The sequence below is a fragment of the Paenibacillus stellifer genome (assembly GCF_000758685.1).
Taxonomy (GTDB): Bacteria; Bacillota; Bacilli; order Paenibacillales; family Paenibacillaceae; genus Paenibacillus_AQ; species Paenibacillus_AQ stellifer.
Genome location: NZ_CP009286.1, coordinates 2,831,841 through 2,848,673, shown reverse-complemented (window position 1 = coordinate 2,848,673; position 16,833 = coordinate 2,831,841). Strand labels below are relative to the sequence as shown.

General features: G+C 52.9%; 22 protein-coding genes and 2 pseudogenes. 4 read left to right on the top strand and 20 right to left on the bottom strand.

Features of this window, described 5'->3' with window-relative positions; translation table 11 throughout:
- Positions 1-46: 46 nt before the first annotated feature.
- The 3 genes and pseudogenes from PSTEL_RS13060 to PSTEL_RS13050 form a co-directional block, all read right to left on the bottom strand.
- A complete protein-coding gene (locus PSTEL_RS13060) occupies positions 47-283 on the bottom strand; it encodes an LSm family protein (protein WP_038695893.1) in 237 nt (78 codons plus the stop codon).
- Between the two features lie 209 nt (positions 284-492).
- Positions 493-1,788, bottom strand: coding sequence for an Nramp family divalent metal transporter (locus PSTEL_RS13055; protein WP_052098431.1), 1,296 nt, complete (start codon positions 1,786-1,788; stop codon positions 493-495).
- 202 nt (positions 1,789-1,990) lie between these two features.
- Positions 1,991-2,500, bottom strand: a pseudogene (locus PSTEL_RS13050) (MFS transporter); the annotation flags it as partial.
- A gap of 97 nt (positions 2,501-2,597) precedes the next feature.
- On the opposite strand from PSTEL_RS13050, the gene PSTEL_RS13045 reads away from it, so the two are divergent.
- A complete protein-coding gene (locus tag PSTEL_RS13045) occupies positions 2,598-2,924 on the top strand; it encodes a helix-turn-helix domain-containing protein (RefSeq protein WP_052098428.1) in 327 nt (108 codons plus the stop codon).
- A gap of 112 nt (positions 2,925-3,036) precedes the next feature.
- Here PSTEL_RS13045 and thiD read toward each other — a convergent pair whose 3' ends face one another.
- The 12 genes and pseudogenes from thiD to PSTEL_RS12990 all read right to left on the bottom strand — a co-directional run bounded on the left by thiD (position 3,037) and on the right by PSTEL_RS12990 (position 11,698).
- Complete coding sequence (gene thiD, locus PSTEL_RS13040; protein ID WP_038695891.1) at positions 3,037-3,849, bottom strand: bifunctional hydroxymethylpyrimidine kinase/phosphomethylpyrimidine kinase; 813 nt, start codon at positions 3,847-3,849, stop codon at positions 3,037-3,039.
- A 103-nt stretch (positions 3,850-3,952) separates the two neighbouring features.
- The gene (locus tag PSTEL_RS13035; protein WP_038695889.1) at positions 3,953-4,171 is read right to left on the bottom strand and encodes a hypothetical protein; all 219 of its coding nucleotides are present in this window, start codon (positions 4,169-4,171) and stop codon (positions 3,953-3,955) included.
- A 185-nt stretch (positions 4,172-4,356) separates the two neighbouring features.
- Complete coding sequence (locus tag PSTEL_RS13030; protein ID WP_038695887.1) at positions 4,357-5,004, bottom strand: ABC-2 transporter permease; 648 nt, start codon at positions 5,002-5,004, stop codon at positions 4,357-4,359.
- The gene (locus PSTEL_RS13025; RefSeq protein WP_038695885.1) at positions 5,001-5,864 is read right to left on the bottom strand and encodes an ABC transporter ATP-binding protein; all 864 of its coding nucleotides are present in this window, start codon (positions 5,862-5,864) and stop codon (positions 5,001-5,003) included. The genes PSTEL_RS13030 and PSTEL_RS13025 overlap by 4 nt, the downstream gene beginning before the upstream one ends.
- Positions 5,864-6,241 (bottom strand): GntR family transcriptional regulator, encoded by a 378-nt coding sequence (locus PSTEL_RS13020; protein ID WP_038695883.1) that lies wholly within the window; start codon positions 6,239-6,241, stop codon positions 5,864-5,866. The genes PSTEL_RS13025 and PSTEL_RS13020 overlap by 1 nt, the downstream gene beginning before the upstream one ends.
- Before the next feature lie 211 nt (positions 6,242-6,452).
- Complete coding sequence (locus tag PSTEL_RS27950; protein WP_169744511.1) at positions 6,453-6,617, bottom strand: hypothetical protein; 165 nt, start codon at positions 6,615-6,617, stop codon at positions 6,453-6,455.
- A gap of 81 nt (positions 6,618-6,698) precedes the next feature.
- The gene (locus PSTEL_RS13015) at positions 6,699-7,844 is read right to left on the bottom strand and encodes a metallophosphoesterase (RefSeq protein ID WP_038695881.1); all 1,146 of its coding nucleotides are present in this window, start codon (positions 7,842-7,844) and stop codon (positions 6,699-6,701) included.
- A 43-nt stretch (positions 7,845-7,887) separates the two neighbouring features.
- Positions 7,888-8,285, bottom strand: a pseudogene (locus PSTEL_RS13010) (peptide-methionine (S)-S-oxide reductase).
- Positions 8,286-8,469: 184 nt separating this feature from the next.
- Positions 8,470-8,880 carry a bacteriohemerythrin gene (locus tag PSTEL_RS13005; RefSeq protein ID WP_052098426.1) on the bottom strand — a complete coding sequence of 137 codons (411 nt, stop codon included), beginning with the start codon at positions 8,878-8,880 and terminating at the stop codon, positions 8,470-8,472.
- A 124-nt stretch (positions 8,881-9,004) separates the two neighbouring features.
- Entirely contained in the window at positions 9,005-10,276 is a 1,272-nt protein-coding gene (locus PSTEL_RS13000; protein ID WP_038695879.1) for an MFS transporter, read from the bottom strand.
- 56 nt (positions 10,277-10,332) lie between these two features.
- Entirely contained in the window at positions 10,333-11,046 is a 714-nt protein-coding gene (locus PSTEL_RS12995; RefSeq protein ID WP_038695877.1) for an SDR family NAD(P)-dependent oxidoreductase, read from the bottom strand.
- Positions 11,047-11,113: 67 nt separating this feature from the next.
- Complete coding sequence (locus PSTEL_RS12990; RefSeq protein ID WP_038695875.1) at positions 11,114-11,698, bottom strand: TetR/AcrR family transcriptional regulator; 585 nt, start codon at positions 11,696-11,698, stop codon at positions 11,114-11,116.
- A 188-nt stretch (positions 11,699-11,886) separates the two neighbouring features.
- On the opposite strand from PSTEL_RS12990, the gene PSTEL_RS12985 reads away from it, so the two are divergent.
- Both PSTEL_RS12985 and PSTEL_RS12980 read left to right on the top strand, forming a co-directional pair.
- The gene (locus PSTEL_RS12985; RefSeq protein WP_156996045.1) at positions 11,887-12,615 is read left to right on the top strand and encodes an AzlC family ABC transporter permease; all 729 of its coding nucleotides are present in this window, start codon (positions 11,887-11,889) and stop codon (positions 12,613-12,615) included.
- Positions 12,606-12,932, top strand: coding sequence for an AzlD domain-containing protein (locus PSTEL_RS12980; protein ID WP_038695871.1), 327 nt, complete (start codon positions 12,606-12,608; stop codon positions 12,930-12,932). Before PSTEL_RS12985 ends, PSTEL_RS12980 begins: the two co-directional genes overlap by 10 nt.
- A 70-nt stretch (positions 12,933-13,002) precedes the next feature.
- Here PSTEL_RS12980 and PSTEL_RS12975 read toward each other — a convergent pair whose 3' ends face one another.
- Positions 13,003-13,863, bottom strand: coding sequence for a DUF421 domain-containing protein (locus tag PSTEL_RS12975; RefSeq protein ID WP_038695869.1), 861 nt, complete (start codon positions 13,861-13,863; stop codon positions 13,003-13,005).
- Positions 13,864-14,061: 198 nt separating this feature from the next.
- On the opposite strand from PSTEL_RS12975, the gene PSTEL_RS12970 reads away from it, so the two are divergent.
- Positions 14,062-14,268 (top strand): DUF1657 domain-containing protein, encoded by a 207-nt coding sequence (locus tag PSTEL_RS12970; RefSeq protein ID WP_038695868.1) that lies wholly within the window; start codon positions 14,062-14,064, stop codon positions 14,266-14,268.
- A 64-nt stretch (positions 14,269-14,332) separates the two neighbouring features.
- On the opposite strand, the gene PSTEL_RS28725 is transcribed toward PSTEL_RS12970, so the two are convergent.
- The 4 genes from PSTEL_RS28725 to PSTEL_RS12955 form a co-directional block, all read right to left on the bottom strand.
- Entirely contained in the window at positions 14,333-14,572 is a 240-nt protein-coding gene (locus PSTEL_RS28725) for a M15 family metallopeptidase (protein WP_281176787.1), read from the bottom strand.
- Positions 14,559-15,062, bottom strand: a complete 504-nt coding sequence (locus PSTEL_RS12965) for a M15 family metallopeptidase (protein ID WP_218917544.1) — start codon at positions 15,060-15,062, stop codon at positions 14,559-14,561. The genes PSTEL_RS28725 and PSTEL_RS12965 overlap by 14 nt, the downstream gene beginning before the upstream one ends.
- A gap of 106 nt (positions 15,063-15,168) precedes the next feature.
- Positions 15,169-16,164, bottom strand: a complete 996-nt coding sequence (locus tag PSTEL_RS26290; protein WP_052098424.1) for a hypothetical protein — start codon at positions 16,162-16,164, stop codon at positions 15,169-15,171.
- An 86-nt stretch (positions 16,165-16,250) separates the two neighbouring features.
- Positions 16,251-16,823: a TetR/AcrR family transcriptional regulator gene (locus PSTEL_RS12955; protein ID WP_038695866.1), complete on the bottom strand. Its 573-nt coding sequence runs from the start codon at positions 16,821-16,823 to the stop codon at positions 16,251-16,253.
- Positions 16,824-16,833 lie beyond the last annotated feature (10 nt).

The following is a 16,833-nucleotide window of genomic DNA, read 5'->3' as shown; positions in this document are numbered from 1 at the left end:
CTTGCTCTCCGTTATTAGAGAGCAAGCTTTTTGCTGTGCGGAAGAATCAGATGAGGGCGATAGCCAGCAAAGTGAAGAGGCTGAGCGTAAGTATGGAGCTGGCATAGCCGTACGGGTATCCGTACGGGTAGAAAGCCGAGGTCTTCACGTCGCCGCCTTCGGTTTCAAGATAGAGATTATTGTAATCGACATCTTTTACGACACCGGTATATTGCCGGCCGTCCCTGGTCATGACGCGCACTTTTCTTCCTTTGCATCTCAAGCAGTTGTAATAAACTTCCACCGCAATCACTCCTCCCTATAGCAGCATTGTATGGGAGGCGATGTCACGGGGAAACGGCGTTTGTACAGTAAATGCCGGAAGATCTCACACTAGTTCCCACAGCCGCTGAAGCAGCATCACCTGGAAAAATACAAAAGACGCCTCCAGCCTGCTGGCTGTGAGACGCCCTCTTGTACATATGCTTTTTTTCGGATACAGATTATATGCTCTCAGCCGATGATCGTCTGGCCAATCAGGAACAAATTCAGCGTTACCACGATTCCGGCGATGATCCAGCCCAGAATAGTAGTGATTCGGTGGTTGACCAGTCCGCCCATCAGCTTGCGGTCGCTGGTGAAAATAATGAGCGGTATCAGGGCGAACGCAATCCCAAAGGACAGCACCACCTGACTCATGACCAGCGCGCGGGTCGGGTCTACACCTGTTAGAATAATTGCAAGCGGCGGCAGCGTCGTGATTGCCCGACGAAGATACAGATTGATCCGTTTGTTGATGAAGCCCTGCATGACGACGTCTCCCGCCATCGTTCCGACGGAGGCGCTGGAGAGTCCCGCGATGAGCAGGCCCAGTCCGAAGGACACTGCCGTAACCGGCCCTACCAGCTGTCCGAATTGGTGATACGCCACATCGAGGTCCTCTACGGTCAGTCCGTTCTTGAAGAAGGTGGCTGCGGAGACGACTACCATCGCCATATTGACAGCGCCCGCGATGAACATGGCAATCAGGATATCAATGAATTCCAGCTTGAAGATCTTCTTCTTCTCCGCATCGTTCTGTCCAACAATCCGATGCTGTGTCAGCGACGAATGCAGGTAGATCGCATGCGGCATCACGGTAGCTCCGAGAATACCGGCGGCCAGGAGCACGCTGTCCACGCCTTGGAACCGGGGCGTTACGATGCCCTGTACAACGCTGCCGACATCCGGCCGGGCTGTAATTACCTGAAAGGCGAATGCCAGAACGACTATCAAAATCATGGCCGCAATTCCGGCCTCCAAGCTTCGGTAACCCCGCCGCTGAAGCTCCAGGATAGCGAATGATCCGGCAGCTGTAATAATGGCGGCGGCCAGCATAGGTATATCAAATAATAGATAAAGTCCGAGCGCCGCTCCTAGAAATTCGGCCAAATCCGTCGCCATGATCACTAGCTCGCTCTGAATCCATAGTGCGATCGACGCGCCTTTCGAGAACCGGTCTCGCGCGACCTCCGGCAGATTACGGCCGGTCGCAATGCCAAGCTTCGCCGAAAGGGATTGAATGAGTACAGCCATCAGATTGGAGGCTGCGATAACCCACAGCAGCATATATCCGTATTTGGAGCCAGCCGTAATATTTGTCGCAAAATTTCCGGGATCCAGGTAAGCAACCGCCGCGATAAAGGCAGGACCGAGAAAAGGAAGAATACGTCCAAGCCCTGTGGCTTTTCCGCGTATAGCGGTCTGGGCGGCGAGTCGATGCTTATCTTGCTCCACGGATGATCCCAGTGCAAAGGTATCTTCCAACATATTTATTTCCTCCCCGCCTAATTATTTGCCAAGCACATAAATGTTTGCCTCGTGCAACTTTTGATAAACTTATTATATTCCCCTTTACCCAAATTGTAAACCCGGGCATTCGCCTATTTCTGAAAAAAATTGAAAATTTATCATCCTCCTTTCATGGTATACCAACAAGAGGCAAATATTTCAGCAATAGATACGCGTATTACTAACGGTTTGTCACCCGTTTTCCATCCTTAATGTCCCACATATATACGGCGCCCGCCAGAAGCAATCCCAGGAAAGAAAACAGCGCACCGAACCACGGCAAATAAGATAAACCGACATTGGTAATGATAGCTCCCCCAATGAATGCCCCGAAGGCGTTGCCAAGATTTAGCGCAGAATGATTGGATGTAGACGCAAGCGCCGGAACATGCACCGTATAAGCGAACACGGCCAAAATAAGAGCCAGGAAGGCGAAATTCACCAGCAGCGAAGGCATAAGCTTCCAGTCTGCCAGCTTGCCTCCGACAATGTTGCCGGTTGTTACCCCTACGCCGAACAGAACCAGAATCCAGGCTACTGCGCTCTCAGAGAAGCCCGTAATATCTTCAAGCAGCGGCGTGATATAGGTGAATACGGCAAAAAGACTGCTGCAGCCCAGCGCACCTGTCAGCAGCACGAGCAGCAGCTTCGGCTGAAGCAGCGCAGCTCGCTGTGGGAGAACTTGCGGCTGCAGGAACCAATATTTAGGACGCATTCTCAAACGGGAGACCTGCTCCGACAAATCGAAAGCTTATGCGCCCGAGCTGCCGCATACTGATGAACCTTATATGAACCGTGTATTTGAATATATCCATGACACTTTTACTTCTCACATCAGTATTGAGGAGCTGTCTTCCGTCGCTCTCCAGAGCCGATATCACTTTATCCGTTCCTTCAAAGCCATTACAGGTGTCACACCCTATCATTACATCCTCCGGCTGCGCATGAACCGGGCTAAGTACGAGCTTGAATCGACCGAGGCGACCATTTCTGCAATCAGCGCCGGCCTCGGCTTCGCTTCAACCAGCCAATTCTACCGCTATTTCGTCAAGTTCGTCGGAACGACCCCGGAGCAGTACCGGATCAACCGGAAGAGACCGACGCTGCCGGTTTAGACGGATACATTCCATCTCTAACATTCATCGTCTTACATATGCAGCGCAAAAAAGCGGGCCTCCTATCGGGAGACCCGCTCTTCGCGTTGCTTATTGTTGAGGAGTTTACAAATTAGCGGTTAAGACGGTAGCCGCCATGAAAGACGGGTCCGACATAGGCGTTGAACGAGAACCCGGATGAGATGGCTGCAGTAACGAAGTCTTTTGCCTTGACTACCGCATCCTTTGCGCTCATGCCGTTCGCCAGCCCCGCTGTAATCGCAGCGGCGAATGTGCAGCCTGCGCCGTGATTATGTGCCGGTTCAAGCTTGTCCGTCTCCAGTACGGCATAATCCGTACCGTCATAGTACAGATCAATTGCTTTGTCACCGCCCAGCGCCTTGCCGCCTTTGATTACGACAGCTTGGGCGCCGAGCTCCTTGATGAGAGCCGCCGCTTCTTTCATATCGTCCAGGTTCGACAGTCTACCCTTGCCGGACAGCACACCGGCTTCGAACAGGTTCGGCGTAACAACAGTTGCCAACGGGACGAGCAGATCGCGGATCGCATCCGCGCTTTCAGGATTCAGCACTTCGTCCTCGCCCTTGCACACCATAACCGGATCAATGACTACATTTCCCTGCCCGTTCTTCTTGATCGCCTGTTCCGCGACGCGGACGATCTCGGCGCTGCCCAGCATGCCTGTCTTCAATGCGTCCACCGGACCTCCGGCGAATACCGTCTTCAATTGCTCGGCGACCAGCTCCGGGCTGACGGGATATACATGATGATGCCAGCCGTTGTCCGGGTCCATCGTGACAATGGTCGTCAGCGCGCTGAATCCATAGGTTCCGTATTCTTGAAAAGTTTTCAAATCTGCCTGGATGCCTGCACCGCCGCTGGAGTCGCTGCCAGCGATCGTCAAGGTCTTCACTATTCTGTCCACTTCCAATTATCCTTTCCGACTTGCCGTAATCATAGTTTACGGTTTCTATTGTGCAACGAAACGGCCGGAACGGCAACCCCCATATACGCTTGGCTTCCCTGGGTTAATTAACGATGCCGGCCAACACCGCCGCCACCGCTGGCTTTGCCTCCACCGGAGGAGCCTGATGAGCGCCCAGCTCCACCGCCGCTTGAACCTCCGCGCCCTGGTTGCCACCGGAGGACCAGGAACTCCCGCCGGAGGAGCGTCCTCCGGCTCCACTGCCGCCGAACCGGGCAGCACAAGCATTAAGATCATTATGCCCGAGATTAAACATCCGCATATGGATTTCACACTTATGTATTTCAATATCGGCGCTCCTCCTTCTTATGTCGCATCCTCTCTCTTTTTATCGGTGAAAAAGGGGATTGGTTTAACCGAACCACAAAGCGGCCCCCCGGTTGTCACCCGAAGCGCCGCAATTTCTGTACCGCCTCCATCACACCGGCGGCTGCCATTGATGACCCCCTACAAATCCCTCGCAGAATAGATGCGCAGAGATACGAAGTAGGAAGCGAGGATAAACACCAAATAGAGAAACCCAGCCGCCATGCTTTCGATGAGACTGAAGCCAGATACCCGGGAGATAAAATCATCCAGCCACGGCATGCTCTCCATTAAATGGCGAAGATTCATCGAACCGAAGAAGATGATCATGAAGAAGACGGTATTGATAATCTGCTGTCCCTTCGGCCCAAGCCAGTAGTAGATCGGAAGGTAGATTGCGCCTGATGCCGGAACGAGCAAAATCGTGAAGCCGATATCATGCCAATTGATACTCTGAGGGCGCCCGGCCAATTCCAGGATGAAGTAGGAAAGAAACATGCAGCCCAGTCCGAACAGAAGATAGGGAAGGATCGACACATACTTTGCGGTTACGATCTGGCTGCGCCGCACCGGAAGACTGAGCGCGAACTGTTGATTCATGTTCCTCACATCCATCATACAGGAATTAACCAGGAGCAGGATGGAAGGCATAGTCACGAACAGACTCACACTGAACAGATCATTGCTCATCGTCGTGTACGACAGGAACACCAGGTACGCCGCTACGAAGAGCAGATAGTTGACCGACAGCAAGATGTCCTTGCGGATCAGGGAAACGATGTTGCTCACGCGCTTTTTCCTCCCTTGGAAGTGAAATACATAATGTCTTCAAGAGTCGGTGTCTCCAGCAGGGCATCCTCCTGAAACACCTGCTTCGCGGCGCTGCGGTCCTTGCACAGGGCTTCGAACCCGACAGAGCTCTCTCTCACGCCGACAAAAAGCTTGCGCACATCGCGGTCCAGCAGCTCCCGCCCGCCTTTGATCATCACGTACCGGTCCAGCACTCCCTCCTTGCTGTCGCTGAAGACAACCTGGCCGGCGTTCAGAAAAACGATGTAATCCGCAATTTTATCAAGATCGGTCGTAATGTGGGTCGAGAACAGAATCGACTTGCTGTCATCGAGAATCTGCTCGCTCAAGAGGTCCAGCAGCTCTCTTCGAAAGACCGGATCAAGACCGGCCGTTGGCTCGTCCATAATCAGCAGATCAGCATGATGCGATAAGGCGACCGCAAGTGAAAACTTCATTTTCATTCCCTTGGAGAGGTTCTTGATCTTGGCTTTGGGCGACAGCTCGAACATCTCCAGATACTTCCGGAAGGCTTCCTCATCCCAATGTTTATAAAAAGGGGCCAGAATCGTCTTCATCCGACCGATTGTCAGATGCTCGTAATATATATTCTCGTCCGACACATACCCGACTCTATCCTTGATCGAGGGTTCCTCTGACGGATGGCCCCCAAGCAGCTGGATGCTGCCCTTGTCGGGGCGAACCATGTCCATCATCATTTTGATTATCGTGCTCTTTCCTGCCCCATTGGGACCGATCAGCCCTGTAATGAACCCCCTGTTCACACCGAAATTTACATCCTTCAAGCTAAACCTGCCGAAGGATTTGCATACGTCCTGGACCTCCACAACATGACTCATTACTCTGCCTCCTCATCAAGCGTCTTCAAGATTTCGATGGTCTCCGGCAAGCCCATTCCCAGGAGCCTGCTGTCCCGCAGCACTTCTCTCATCTTCTCCTCAAGCAGCCGGTAGCGCTGCTCCCTGATGTACTGCTGATTCATCCCCGAGACAAAAGACCCTTTGCCTACCAGCGAATCAACCAGACCTTCGCGTTCAAGCTCCTCATATGCCCGTTTGGTCGTAATTACGCTGATCTGCAAATCCTTGGCCAATTGCCGGATTGAAGGAAGCGCCGTACCCGGCGCCAGCTCGCCCTGGAGAATCATCTGTCTGACCTGGCTGACAATTTGCGCATATATCGGTTCTCCCGATGAATTGGACAATAGAATGTTCATCCTTCACCTCTTCCGGGCCTTCTCGTTTATATTGTATATATTATATATATACTTTATGTTCATTTTAGTCAATGGGAAAAGCAGACTGCCTGTTTGACGGTGCAGCGGTGTTATGACCAACATGTGCTAGGAGTGCCTGGCCGGACACATCAAAAAGACACCGGAATTCCGGTGTCTCATCGGGTTCGCTCCCTAGCGAATAACCATCAGGTTATTCGTAAGAGCTTTGTTCATTTGCTTTGTAGCCTTTGTCCCGGCGCAGCATTTCTTTCCGCCGGTCGCTTTTCTCCTGCATCATCTGATTGGCTTCATGCGCGGTCGGCGCTTCCTGCTCCAGATCTTTTACCGTGTTGATCAGATTCTTGTCTGGGCTCATGTGATTCAAGCACTCTCCTTCACCAGGTTGTCCCGTATAGTGTGCGGAAGAAGAGACAGAATATACATGAGCCTTGTCCACTCAACCGGAAGGTGTCAGCGAAAGGCTGATGATTTCCGACCGGCTGGCAAGCCGGATCGGCGGTCCCCATGTGCCATATCCGGAGGACACGATCACATGCAGGTTATTTTTGTTTAAATAGCCCCAGTCCAGCTCGAACAGCCGCTTCGTTATCCAATGATTGGGCGCAATCTGTCCCCGGTGGGTATGTCCCGACAGAAGCACATCGACCCCCGCTTCAGCGGCAGCGGCGAAGCCCGTAGGCTGATGATCCATCATGATTACCGGCCGGGTCAAATCCAGATCTTCCAGCAGGTCTGCCACGCTCATGCGTCCGCCGGGCTCCATGCTTTCGGCTGTCTTGTCCTTGCGTCCCACGATGTATACCCCGGCTGCTTCCGCAACTTCATCCTGCAGAACACGGATGCCGATGCTCTGCATAATTTCCGTGTACTGCCCGATATCTCCGCCGTAATATTCATGATTGCCCAGCACCGCGAACACGCCGTGCTTCGCCGATAGCCGTGCAAGCTGCTCGCTCATCCGGTTGCGTACGAACGGTTCGATGCTGTCATCCAGCACATCGCCCGCAAGCAGAATAATGTCTGGCTTCATGGCGTTCATCCGGTCCACCATTTTCTTCAGATGGCGGTTGCCGACAATATTGCCGAGATGCAAATCGGAGGCAACGGCGATAGTCAGCTTCTCCTGCCCGCCAAGCGGTTTAGCCACGGACAGCTCATGCAGCCGGAGCACCGTACTCCAGGCGTTGCGCGAGCCCCAGATCATCAGAACAAGCAGCAATACCGCGACGACAGTCCCCGCTTCGAGCACATACAAGTGCGGACGGTTGCCAGACCAGGTGAGAATTCCGTACAGCAGATCTGCAAGCGGAAGAAGAATCACGGCAAATTCCATTAAGGCCAAATAATAGGAGCCGATGACCTTCAGCAGGCGGGCCGCAGGCTTCAGCGCGTGAGGCCAAGGCAGCCGGCAGATCAAATAGGACAAAGCCGCGACCCAGAACAGCGGCCAATATATTGCGCCCCGAGTCCCCGGGAACCAGGCCTTCAGCAGCAGCCACAGGTGATAACCGATATAGAAGTTCACCAGTCCCAGCACCAGAACCCCGGCGAGCGCAGTCAGAATCACTCTTGCCACTTTCATGCGAATATCTCCTTTTGTTTGGATTGAGCTATCCAAGCCGCTCTTACCAATATTTCGCGATAAATTCATCCCGCCCCGATTGGGCGCGGTCCTCCTTGTAATGCTTCGGGTTCTTCTTGTGGTAATCCTGATGGTATTCCTCGGCCGGATAAAAAACAGGCGCAGGCATAATCTTCGTTACAACCGGACCTTCAAATCTTTCGCTGGCCGCAACCGCCTCTCTGGATGCTTCGGCAGCTTCCCATAAGGGAACACTTCCGGGTCAAAAGTTATTTGGACCACTTCATAATGCCCGGTTGTACCGCTCTTGACCTCTTCGTAAGCCGGATTCTCCTTCCAGCCGCCCGCATAGCCGGAGACAATCCCTTGAATTCCGGGCAGTTCCTCAAACGGGGTCACCATGCACCAGAAACATCCGCCCGCGAACATTGCGTATTCCATACTCGATCTGTCCTCTCTCCTGTAGCTTCATGTTTCTTTCATTAAACACGAGACAACTTCCTGCGGTCAAATCTCTGTCATTCTTCCCCAGAGATTACGCCCCGCCTCTCATAAAATTTGCAAGCACAGCAAAAAGCGGCAGCCCTTGGCCGCCGCTTCTCAAGTAAGGTAATTCCCGTCCCGGTTAGGCTTGCAGCTTGCGCTGAGCCATGTATTCCCCGATCAGTCTGTCGCATTTGTTGATATGGTTCAAAAGCCAGTCAGTCAGCGTACGGTTCAGCTTGATCGTGGTCAGTACAGATACGCCTTTGGCCTTGACCTGCTCTTCCAGCTCCAGAACGGTCTTCACAAACTCCGCATGCTCCTTCTGGTGATCCGCAAGCTCCGGAAAATGAATCCCGTTCATCAAGCCTTCTTCGCTGCCGAAATGCTCAATTGTATAATCTTTAAGAAACTTAAGCGTCTCTTCAATCTTCTCACGCCCTTGCTGATTCGAGCAGGCGTCGAAAAATTCGTTCAGCTTCACAAGAAGCTGGCGGTGCTGACAGTCGATTTCTTCTACACCGATTTCATAGGATTCTCTCCACGCTATCATCCCGTATCGCTTCCCTTTTCCATATATTAACTGCATATGTTCTTTATTATGGCTGAACATCTTGGAGATGACAGTTAACAACATCACACGACAAGTTTCGCCAGGAAGATAAACGTTAGAGAAATCAACTGTTAGCTGCAGCTGCGGTTTTGCGAAAGTTGGACACTCTGATGGCGAGAAGGGATGCAAACAGACACAGCAGACCCGCTATAACGAACGGAACTGAATAGCTGCCGAGCCACTGTCTCATTACGCCTGCTCCATAAGCGGCCGATGATGCACCAAGCTGATGGGCAACGAGAATCCAGCCGAACACCATCCCTGACTTCTCCCGGCCAAAATGATCCGCTGCCAGCTTCACGGTCGGAGGCACGGTTGCAATCAAGTCCAGGCCGTAGAAGACGGCGAAGACCAGCATCATTGTATATCCGCCGCTTAAGGCCTGCGGGAGAAAGACCAGGGACAAACCGCGAAGACCATAATACCAGCACAGCAGCCAGCGGCTGTCGAACCGGTCGGATAACCAGCCGGATAGCGTGGTGCCAATCAAATCGAACATCCCCATCAGGGCCAGTAATCCGGAGGCGGTGACAACCGCAATATTATAGTCGCTACAGGCAGGTATCAGATGCGTCCCGATCAGTCCGTTCGTCGAGAAACCGCAGAAGAAGAAAGTGCCGGCCAGAAGCCAGAAGGTGCCGCTCTTCACTGCATCCTTAAGCGCCAGCAGCGGCGCGGTAACAATACGGCCCGTGAACACCGGCGGCGGTGTCGGGACATTCTCTCCAAGCGCAGGAAGATTGACATCGTATGGGTGATCCTTCATAAAAACTGCAACGAAAGGGATCAAAACCAGCAATACGGCAATCGTCGTGTAGATGGAGTAGCGCCAGCCCCATGAGACCGATATCTCGGCAAGCAGCGGCAGAAAGAGCAGCTGGCCAGTCGCTGCGCTCGCTGTCAATATTCCAACGACCAGTCCCCGGTGTTTCACGAACCAGCGTCCCGCAACCGTAACGCCGAGTACGTTGGCAAGCGCTCCGGTGGCAAGGCCAATAATAACACCCCAGAGTGCGAAGAATTGCCATAGCTCGCTCATCCATGGAGTCAGGGCAAGGCTTCCAGCCAGCAAACTAAGTGTAAGCAGCATGATCCGCCTGATACCGAAGCGGGCCATTAGCGCCGCAGAGAAAGGCCCCATGAGTCCATATAGAAAAATGCGGATGGATAATGCGCCAGATACTGCAGAGCGGCTCCATCCGAACTCACGTTCAAACTGGAGCATCAGCACGCTCGGTACGGAGCTGATCCCCGCAGATACGAGAAGTACCAGAAAAACAATTGCGACTACTGTCCAGCCATAATACCAGCGGGGCGTTCTGTCTGTCGTACGCATCCCTTCACTCCTATCCCAAAATCGGTTTCTCCTTTCTTATAGAAGAACGCTAATCTTTACCATGGCAACTCCTGATCTTTGTAATAAAAGCGTCCGCTTGGACCGTCAGGTCCCAGCAGTGCAAGCTTCACCGCCGTCCCGGCGCCTTCTTCCGCCGAAATCTGTCCGCTATCCCCTGTCATGTCGGTCTTAACCAGACCGGGATGCGCCGAGTTGACCTTGACTGTGGTTCCCTCCAGCTTCTGTGCCCAATAAGATGTCAGCATGTTAAGCGCCGCCTTGGATGCTGCATAGCCCGGATCACCGATTCTGCGGACGGTCGCGTCGCTATGCATCAGCTCCAGAGAGCCGATCGCGCTGCTCTGATTCACAATTCGGCCGGAATCGCTCCGAAGAATCAGCGGAAGCAGAGCTTCTGTCAATTGGTAAGGCGCAACCGTATTCACTTCAAGCGTTTGGCGAAATGCCTCCGCATCTCCTCCAGCCGTATGCTTCAAAATGCCTGCGTTATTCACCAAAATATCGAGCCGGCCATAGCGGGTATCAATCCATTCCGCCAAGGCTGCGACATCCTCCGGATTCGTCACCTCCAGCTTCACGCCGATTGCATCGATCTCCACTTCTTCAGCAGCACGCTTTGCCGCGTTCTCCGCAGCTTCAATGGTCCGCGCCGCCATGAGGACAGTAACTCCGGCTCTGCCCAGCAGTCTTGAAATTTCAAATCCGATCCCCCGATTAGCTCCCGTTACCAATGCGATTTTGCGATTCATTCTAAATCTCCTCCTTTTAATTAAGAACGATCATTCTTAAATTGGTTTAAAAATATGGCCTCCAGCTTCAAAAAACAGCCGTCAAGGCCACCAAATAGACATCTGCCAGCGTCTTCCGGTCGAGCGCCGTCTTGGCCATAATGTGAAGCCCCTGCTTCACACCCACCAGAAAGCGCGCCAGCTCCCTTAAATTCCGTCTCCCCTTTAGCTGTCCCGCTTCCCGTGCCCGCAGCAGAAACGTGTAGAATCTCTCCTCCATATCGTTGAGAGCAGCTTCGACGCGTCCGGCTATTCTGGCATCGGTGACCGCCGATTCAACCGCCGTGTTGGCAATGAAGCAGCCTCTCCGCCCCAGGCTTTGATCCATTGAGCTGTCGATCACTTTCTCGAAGAATAGGATGAGCTTCTCACGCGGCTCTCCTGGCTCCTCCAGCACGCCGAACAGCCTTCCGGATATGTTGTGTCTGAACCGGTCAAGCGCAGACAGAAACAACTCATTCTTGTCTCCGAACGTATCATACAGACTGCCGCGATGAACGCCGGTGTGCTGGCATAAATCCTGTACCGATGTCTTATCATAGCCCTTGGTCCAGAACAGCTCCATCGCCTTATCCAATGCTGCCGCCTCGTCGAACTCTCTGGGTCTGGCCACTGCCTCTCCTCCTCTCTGATCTCACTGTACTCGTTTAAGAATGGTCAGTCAAGTATATTTTGAATATTTCGCGTTTTCAGGTCCGAATCGGTAGCCCCTTTTTTATTAGACATGATAAGATAATCAGAAGTAAACAAGGGGCATCCCCGTGAATGATCGGATAGGAGGCATTGGAATACATAATGAATATGCAGACAGCCGGGATGGACACGCCCGGGGAGCAGGCCGGTCAGGAGAGCTTCCTTAGAGGAGTCAAGGACTGCCTACCTACGCTGCTTGGGTACTTGAGCATCGGGTTTGCGGCAGGCGTCGTCGAGAAGACAGCAGGACTCAGCATTGCGGAGATCGCGCTGTTATCCGCCGTGTTATATGCCGGATCGGCACAGTTCATTGCTGCGGGCATGATGGCTCTGAACAGCTCCGCACTGAGCATCATCGTTACCATTTTTTTCGTGAATTTGCGGCATCTGCTGCTCAGCGCGGCGCTGTCTCCATACTTCCGCCATCTTTCGCCCTTCCGCAATATGCTGATCGGGAGCCTGCTGACGGATGAAACCTTCGGAGTGGCGATTAACGAAGCTGCTTCCCGCAAGCGGATCAGTGAGAAATGGATGCACGGTCTGAATCTTACCGCTTATCTGAACTGGATCGCGGCCAATTTGGCTGGCGCTTTTCTAGGTCAATGGATTTCCGATCCTGAGCGGTTCGGTCTGGATTTCGCGCTGCCCGCTATGTTTGTCGGTCTGCTGGTGCTGACCATATTGAGCAGAAAGAGCCTTCGCCGCGATATTGCAGTAGGATTGGCTGCCGCTGTCATCGCTGTCGGTGTGTCCTTGATCGCTTCGCCGAGCGTAGGCGTCATTGCGGCTACGCTCGCCGCTTCAACCTTCGGAATGGTGGTGGAACGATGGAAGTAAGAAGCTATGTATTGATGGTCATTGTGGGGGCTGCGGCGGTCACATTCATTCCCCGTGTTCTGCCGCTTATGGTATTGAGCCGCTTCAGAATTCCCGACTGGGGCATGCGCTGGCTTCATTATGTGCCGGTTTCGATTATGGCGGCGCTTGTCGCCCAGGAACTGCTCGTCAAAGATGGAAGCCTGATTCCCTTGTCCCGGAACACCGGGCTCTGGGCGGCGCTGCCCGCATTTTGGGTGGCCGCCAAAACCCGAAGCTTGCTTGCTGCGGTAATCACCGGCATCGTCTGCGCAATGGTTCTGCGGATGCTGCTGTAGCTATTTCACATATTTCGTACGTTTCATCTTGTTCATCCAGCGCTCTCTACTGGCGGTTCAGCCGCCTCGCTTATGTGCACAGCAGCGGTTTGAGCTCCTGAATGACCTTTTGAAGCTCGACCGAGCATTGTTCATACAGCTTCTTGGCATCCTCATTCGTCGTGGAGAGACCGAACATTTCCAGATCGGCTTCGCATTTCTTGAGCAGGGCGTACAGTTCGGGCTTCTGCTGAGGCTGCTGAATCTGCGCCTTGTCGGCATATAAATCAACGGTCAGCTCACCGTACGCATCGACCTGTCCCAGGAATACATCGTGCACGTTCAGCTCCAGCTTCTCCAGCTCATTCATCAGCCATTCAGGTGTCTTCTTGATCGAATCGAGTCCTTCGGGAATGAGTTTGCCGTCCATAATAACCGCTTGGGCCACCATTTCAGGTGCAACCTTGACTCCGAGCGATTTCGGCGTAAGCGGCTGATTCTCGCGCTTCACCAGCACGTTGATTTCTCCGTTGGGCTCCAGAATAGCGAACTCCACATCCGCAATCTTAAAGACATTCTTGGAACGAAGCTGCACCAGCAGCTCATCCGAGGTAAGGCGCTCCTTCTTCAAATTCGCCTCCTGGATCTGACCGTCCTTGATAAGGACCGTAGCCTTGAAATCCAGAAAATCTCTCGCTTTCTTGCTCTTTAGCTGGACGAACTCGATGATAAAGGATACGGTGCACCAGACAAGCAAAGCTAAGAACCCCAAATACCAATTCTGGTCTGTTTCAAGCGAAAGCGTAGCGGCGATGCTCCCGATCGTAATCCCTGTAATGTATTCAAAAAAAGAAAGCTGCGAGATCTGACGTTTCCCCAGCAGCTTGGTCAGCAGAAACAGCACCACAATGGCGACTAAAGTCCGTAGAATTACTTCAAGCCAGGTCGGCATCTCGGTCTCCTCCTTGTTGTCAAAATCGGATCAGCAGGTTTTAGTATCTCTGAACCCTCTCCGAAATATCCGGCGCCTGAATCCATTATCTGAAATGTAATAATATGGAATCCAATCAATAATCCGAATAATTGAGAACGAGGCGGCTCATATTAGCAGGGCAGTTCCAAATTCATATTCAACAGGAGGGTATTCGACGTGACCGTAGCTTCCCAAGTCAAAACCTGCATGTCCTCGCTCAAGAGCGCCCAGGCCAGCCTGGAGTCGTTCGCGCTGTCCACTCAGAATCAGGATGCCAAGAATCTGTTCACCAACGCTGCACAGCAGACTCAGCAGATCGTGCAGCAGGTAGAGAGCCGCATTCAGCAACTGGAGAATGAAGAGCCGCAGTACAGAGGGTTCTAAATCAGCCATCCATTCAAAAGGCTCCACCCTCGCTAATAGCGGGAATGGAGCCTTTTGATCATTTTCATTTTACATCGAAATTAAAATACGTATGGGGATATGGCTCATCCACAAGGGTAAAATGCCACCATTCCTTGCTGTAACCCTTGAATCCGGCCTGTTCCATGGCGTCTTTGAGCAGCTTGCGGTTCTGCTTCTGCGCGTTTGTTAACAGCGGGTAATTGTAGTAGGAAAGCTCGCCGAAAAAGTCATGCGGGCCGCCCATATCGACAAGCGTTCCCGTGCGAAGATTAACGAGGGTGATATCGACGGTACTTCCCCTGCTGTGCCCTGACTTTGCCTGCGATGAAGCCCAGCCTGAACAAATTCTTCTTGTCGAGCCTCGGGTAGTACCGCTGCTTCATTTTGATGTCCGAAGACTCTTTGGACCAGGCGATAAAATCATTGACCGCCTTCTGCGGACGATAAGCGTCATAGATCTTGATTCCGTAGCCCTTGGATGCAACTTCGTCGCTTACCTTCTTCAGCGCATCCGCCGCCTGCCTGGTCAGAATCGCGTAGGGCGCCTTGTATCCGGCAATACGCCTGCCAACGAAATTATCTTCGCCATAATAGCGGATATCGAACCTTGCCGCCGGGATCACTTCATCCACATAGACAAATCCCTTGGGGAACGGGTATTGCTTGGCTGGTTTGACTATGGATGATGCTGATGCGGCATGTGCTGCCGAAGGGCCATGAGTGCCTCCAGACAGCGCCCCGGCCGCTATCAGCAGAAGAATCACTGCGAACATTGCGCGCAAGATGCGCAATCCGCTGCTACCGATACTTACGCTTGTTCCGTACCAGACACGCTTTTCGTAATCTCCGCTCCGCACACCGAAATCCCCTTTCCGGAACTCAATCCGTCATCAGCTGATATTTCTTCAGGAAAGCTGCGATATCTGTGTCCCATTGTCCTCCGTTCTTGTCCAGTATGCCCTGTAATGTCTGAATATCCTTCAGGATCTGGCTGTTTCCTGTTCCGTTAGTTATCACATCTTCATAGGCCCGCTTAAGCTCGGGATCGATCAGCGTAGGTTCGCCGTTGTCGCCATACGAGTAGGCCGGAGTGTTGCTTGCCCCATAGAACACAAACAGGGTCCGAAGCTTGAGCAGGTCTTTGACTGCGGCGTTCCGATTGGACGAAGGGTACTGGCTCACGAACTTCTCCATGATCAAGGCGCGTCCGATGAGCTCGCCCCAGGTGATCACAATGGCTGCATCGGAGAGGGCGGGTCTGTTGCTCTCGGTCGCCATCAGATCGATATAGGCCGCGATATCCTTGCTGGTGTATACCTTGAACGGTTTGAAGCCTTCATAGTTCATGACAGGATAATACATCCCCTCACTCGTCTCCAGCTTATAACCGTAACCGAAGAGTTCGGTCAGCAGAGTCTTAACGGAAGTCTCCGTCACCTGATTCATAAGGGAAGTATAGGTCAGACCCTTATCCGTTCCGCCCTTCCGGTATGCGGCATCAATAATCTTCTGCACCCGTTCCGGATAGATTTTTTCGCTGAACGCTGCCAGCCGTGTTTTTTGTGCATTTTCCAGATGCAGCACCATCACCGTAGCCCGCCAGGAATCAGCCTGCTTAATATGGTTCAGCAAGTAATTGCGGGCCTGAATCAGACTGGTCGGCGTCTTCGCCGCATTTTTCAAATAGCTCTCAAATTGATTGTATACAGCTGTCCCTTGAACTGCGGATGCCGTTGCCGATGCCGAAGATGCTGCCGCTTCCGCCGAAACGGAATGGGCAGCAATTCCAGCCGCGCCCCCCGCTCCAAGCGCGACCGCCAGACCAAGCAAGGCAGTTCTTGTGCAAGTATGAAAGAAACCCGGATTCGCTGTCATGCATACCCCTTCTTTCTTGGCTTTGTGGACTACTTGATACTTACCCTTATGACGGATGTTTAACCCGAAGGGTTGCGGAGGAAGAGCTAAAGACCCCTGAATTTGTCGATCCCGCTGAGATAAGCCTCCAGCGTCGTCTGCAGACTGAGTCCGGTATCCAAGGGCATGCCGAAGCCCCCCTTCTGTTCCAGAGAGGCGAAGCCGTGAAGAATGCTGCGCAAGCCGCGCACCGCATGCAGTTCAGCCTGTTCATCCAGATTGTAAGGCTTAAGCAGATCGATGATCAGCTTCAGCACCCGCTCTCCTGCTTCGATCAATTCCGGATGATCCCCATCGGGCGCCTGCAGTGTCATTTCATACAAGCCGGGATGCCGCTTGGCAAATTCCGCATATCCCTTGCCCATTGCCTGAATGGCTTCAGATCCGCTCAATCCCTGTGAGGCCCCGCCAATTTCATCACCTAACTTGTTTAAACCATGGACTGCAAGCAGTGTGCGCAGCCCGTTCTGTCCATCGATATGGTTGTACAGAGAAGGCGAGCGTACGCCTAGTCTGGCTGCCAATGCGGCAAGCGTAACGCCCTCCACTCCCTGCTCATCGGCTATTTCAACAGCCGCCGCTACAATTTTGGATTTGTCCAATCCGGCTCTCGGTGACATTCTGCCGCCT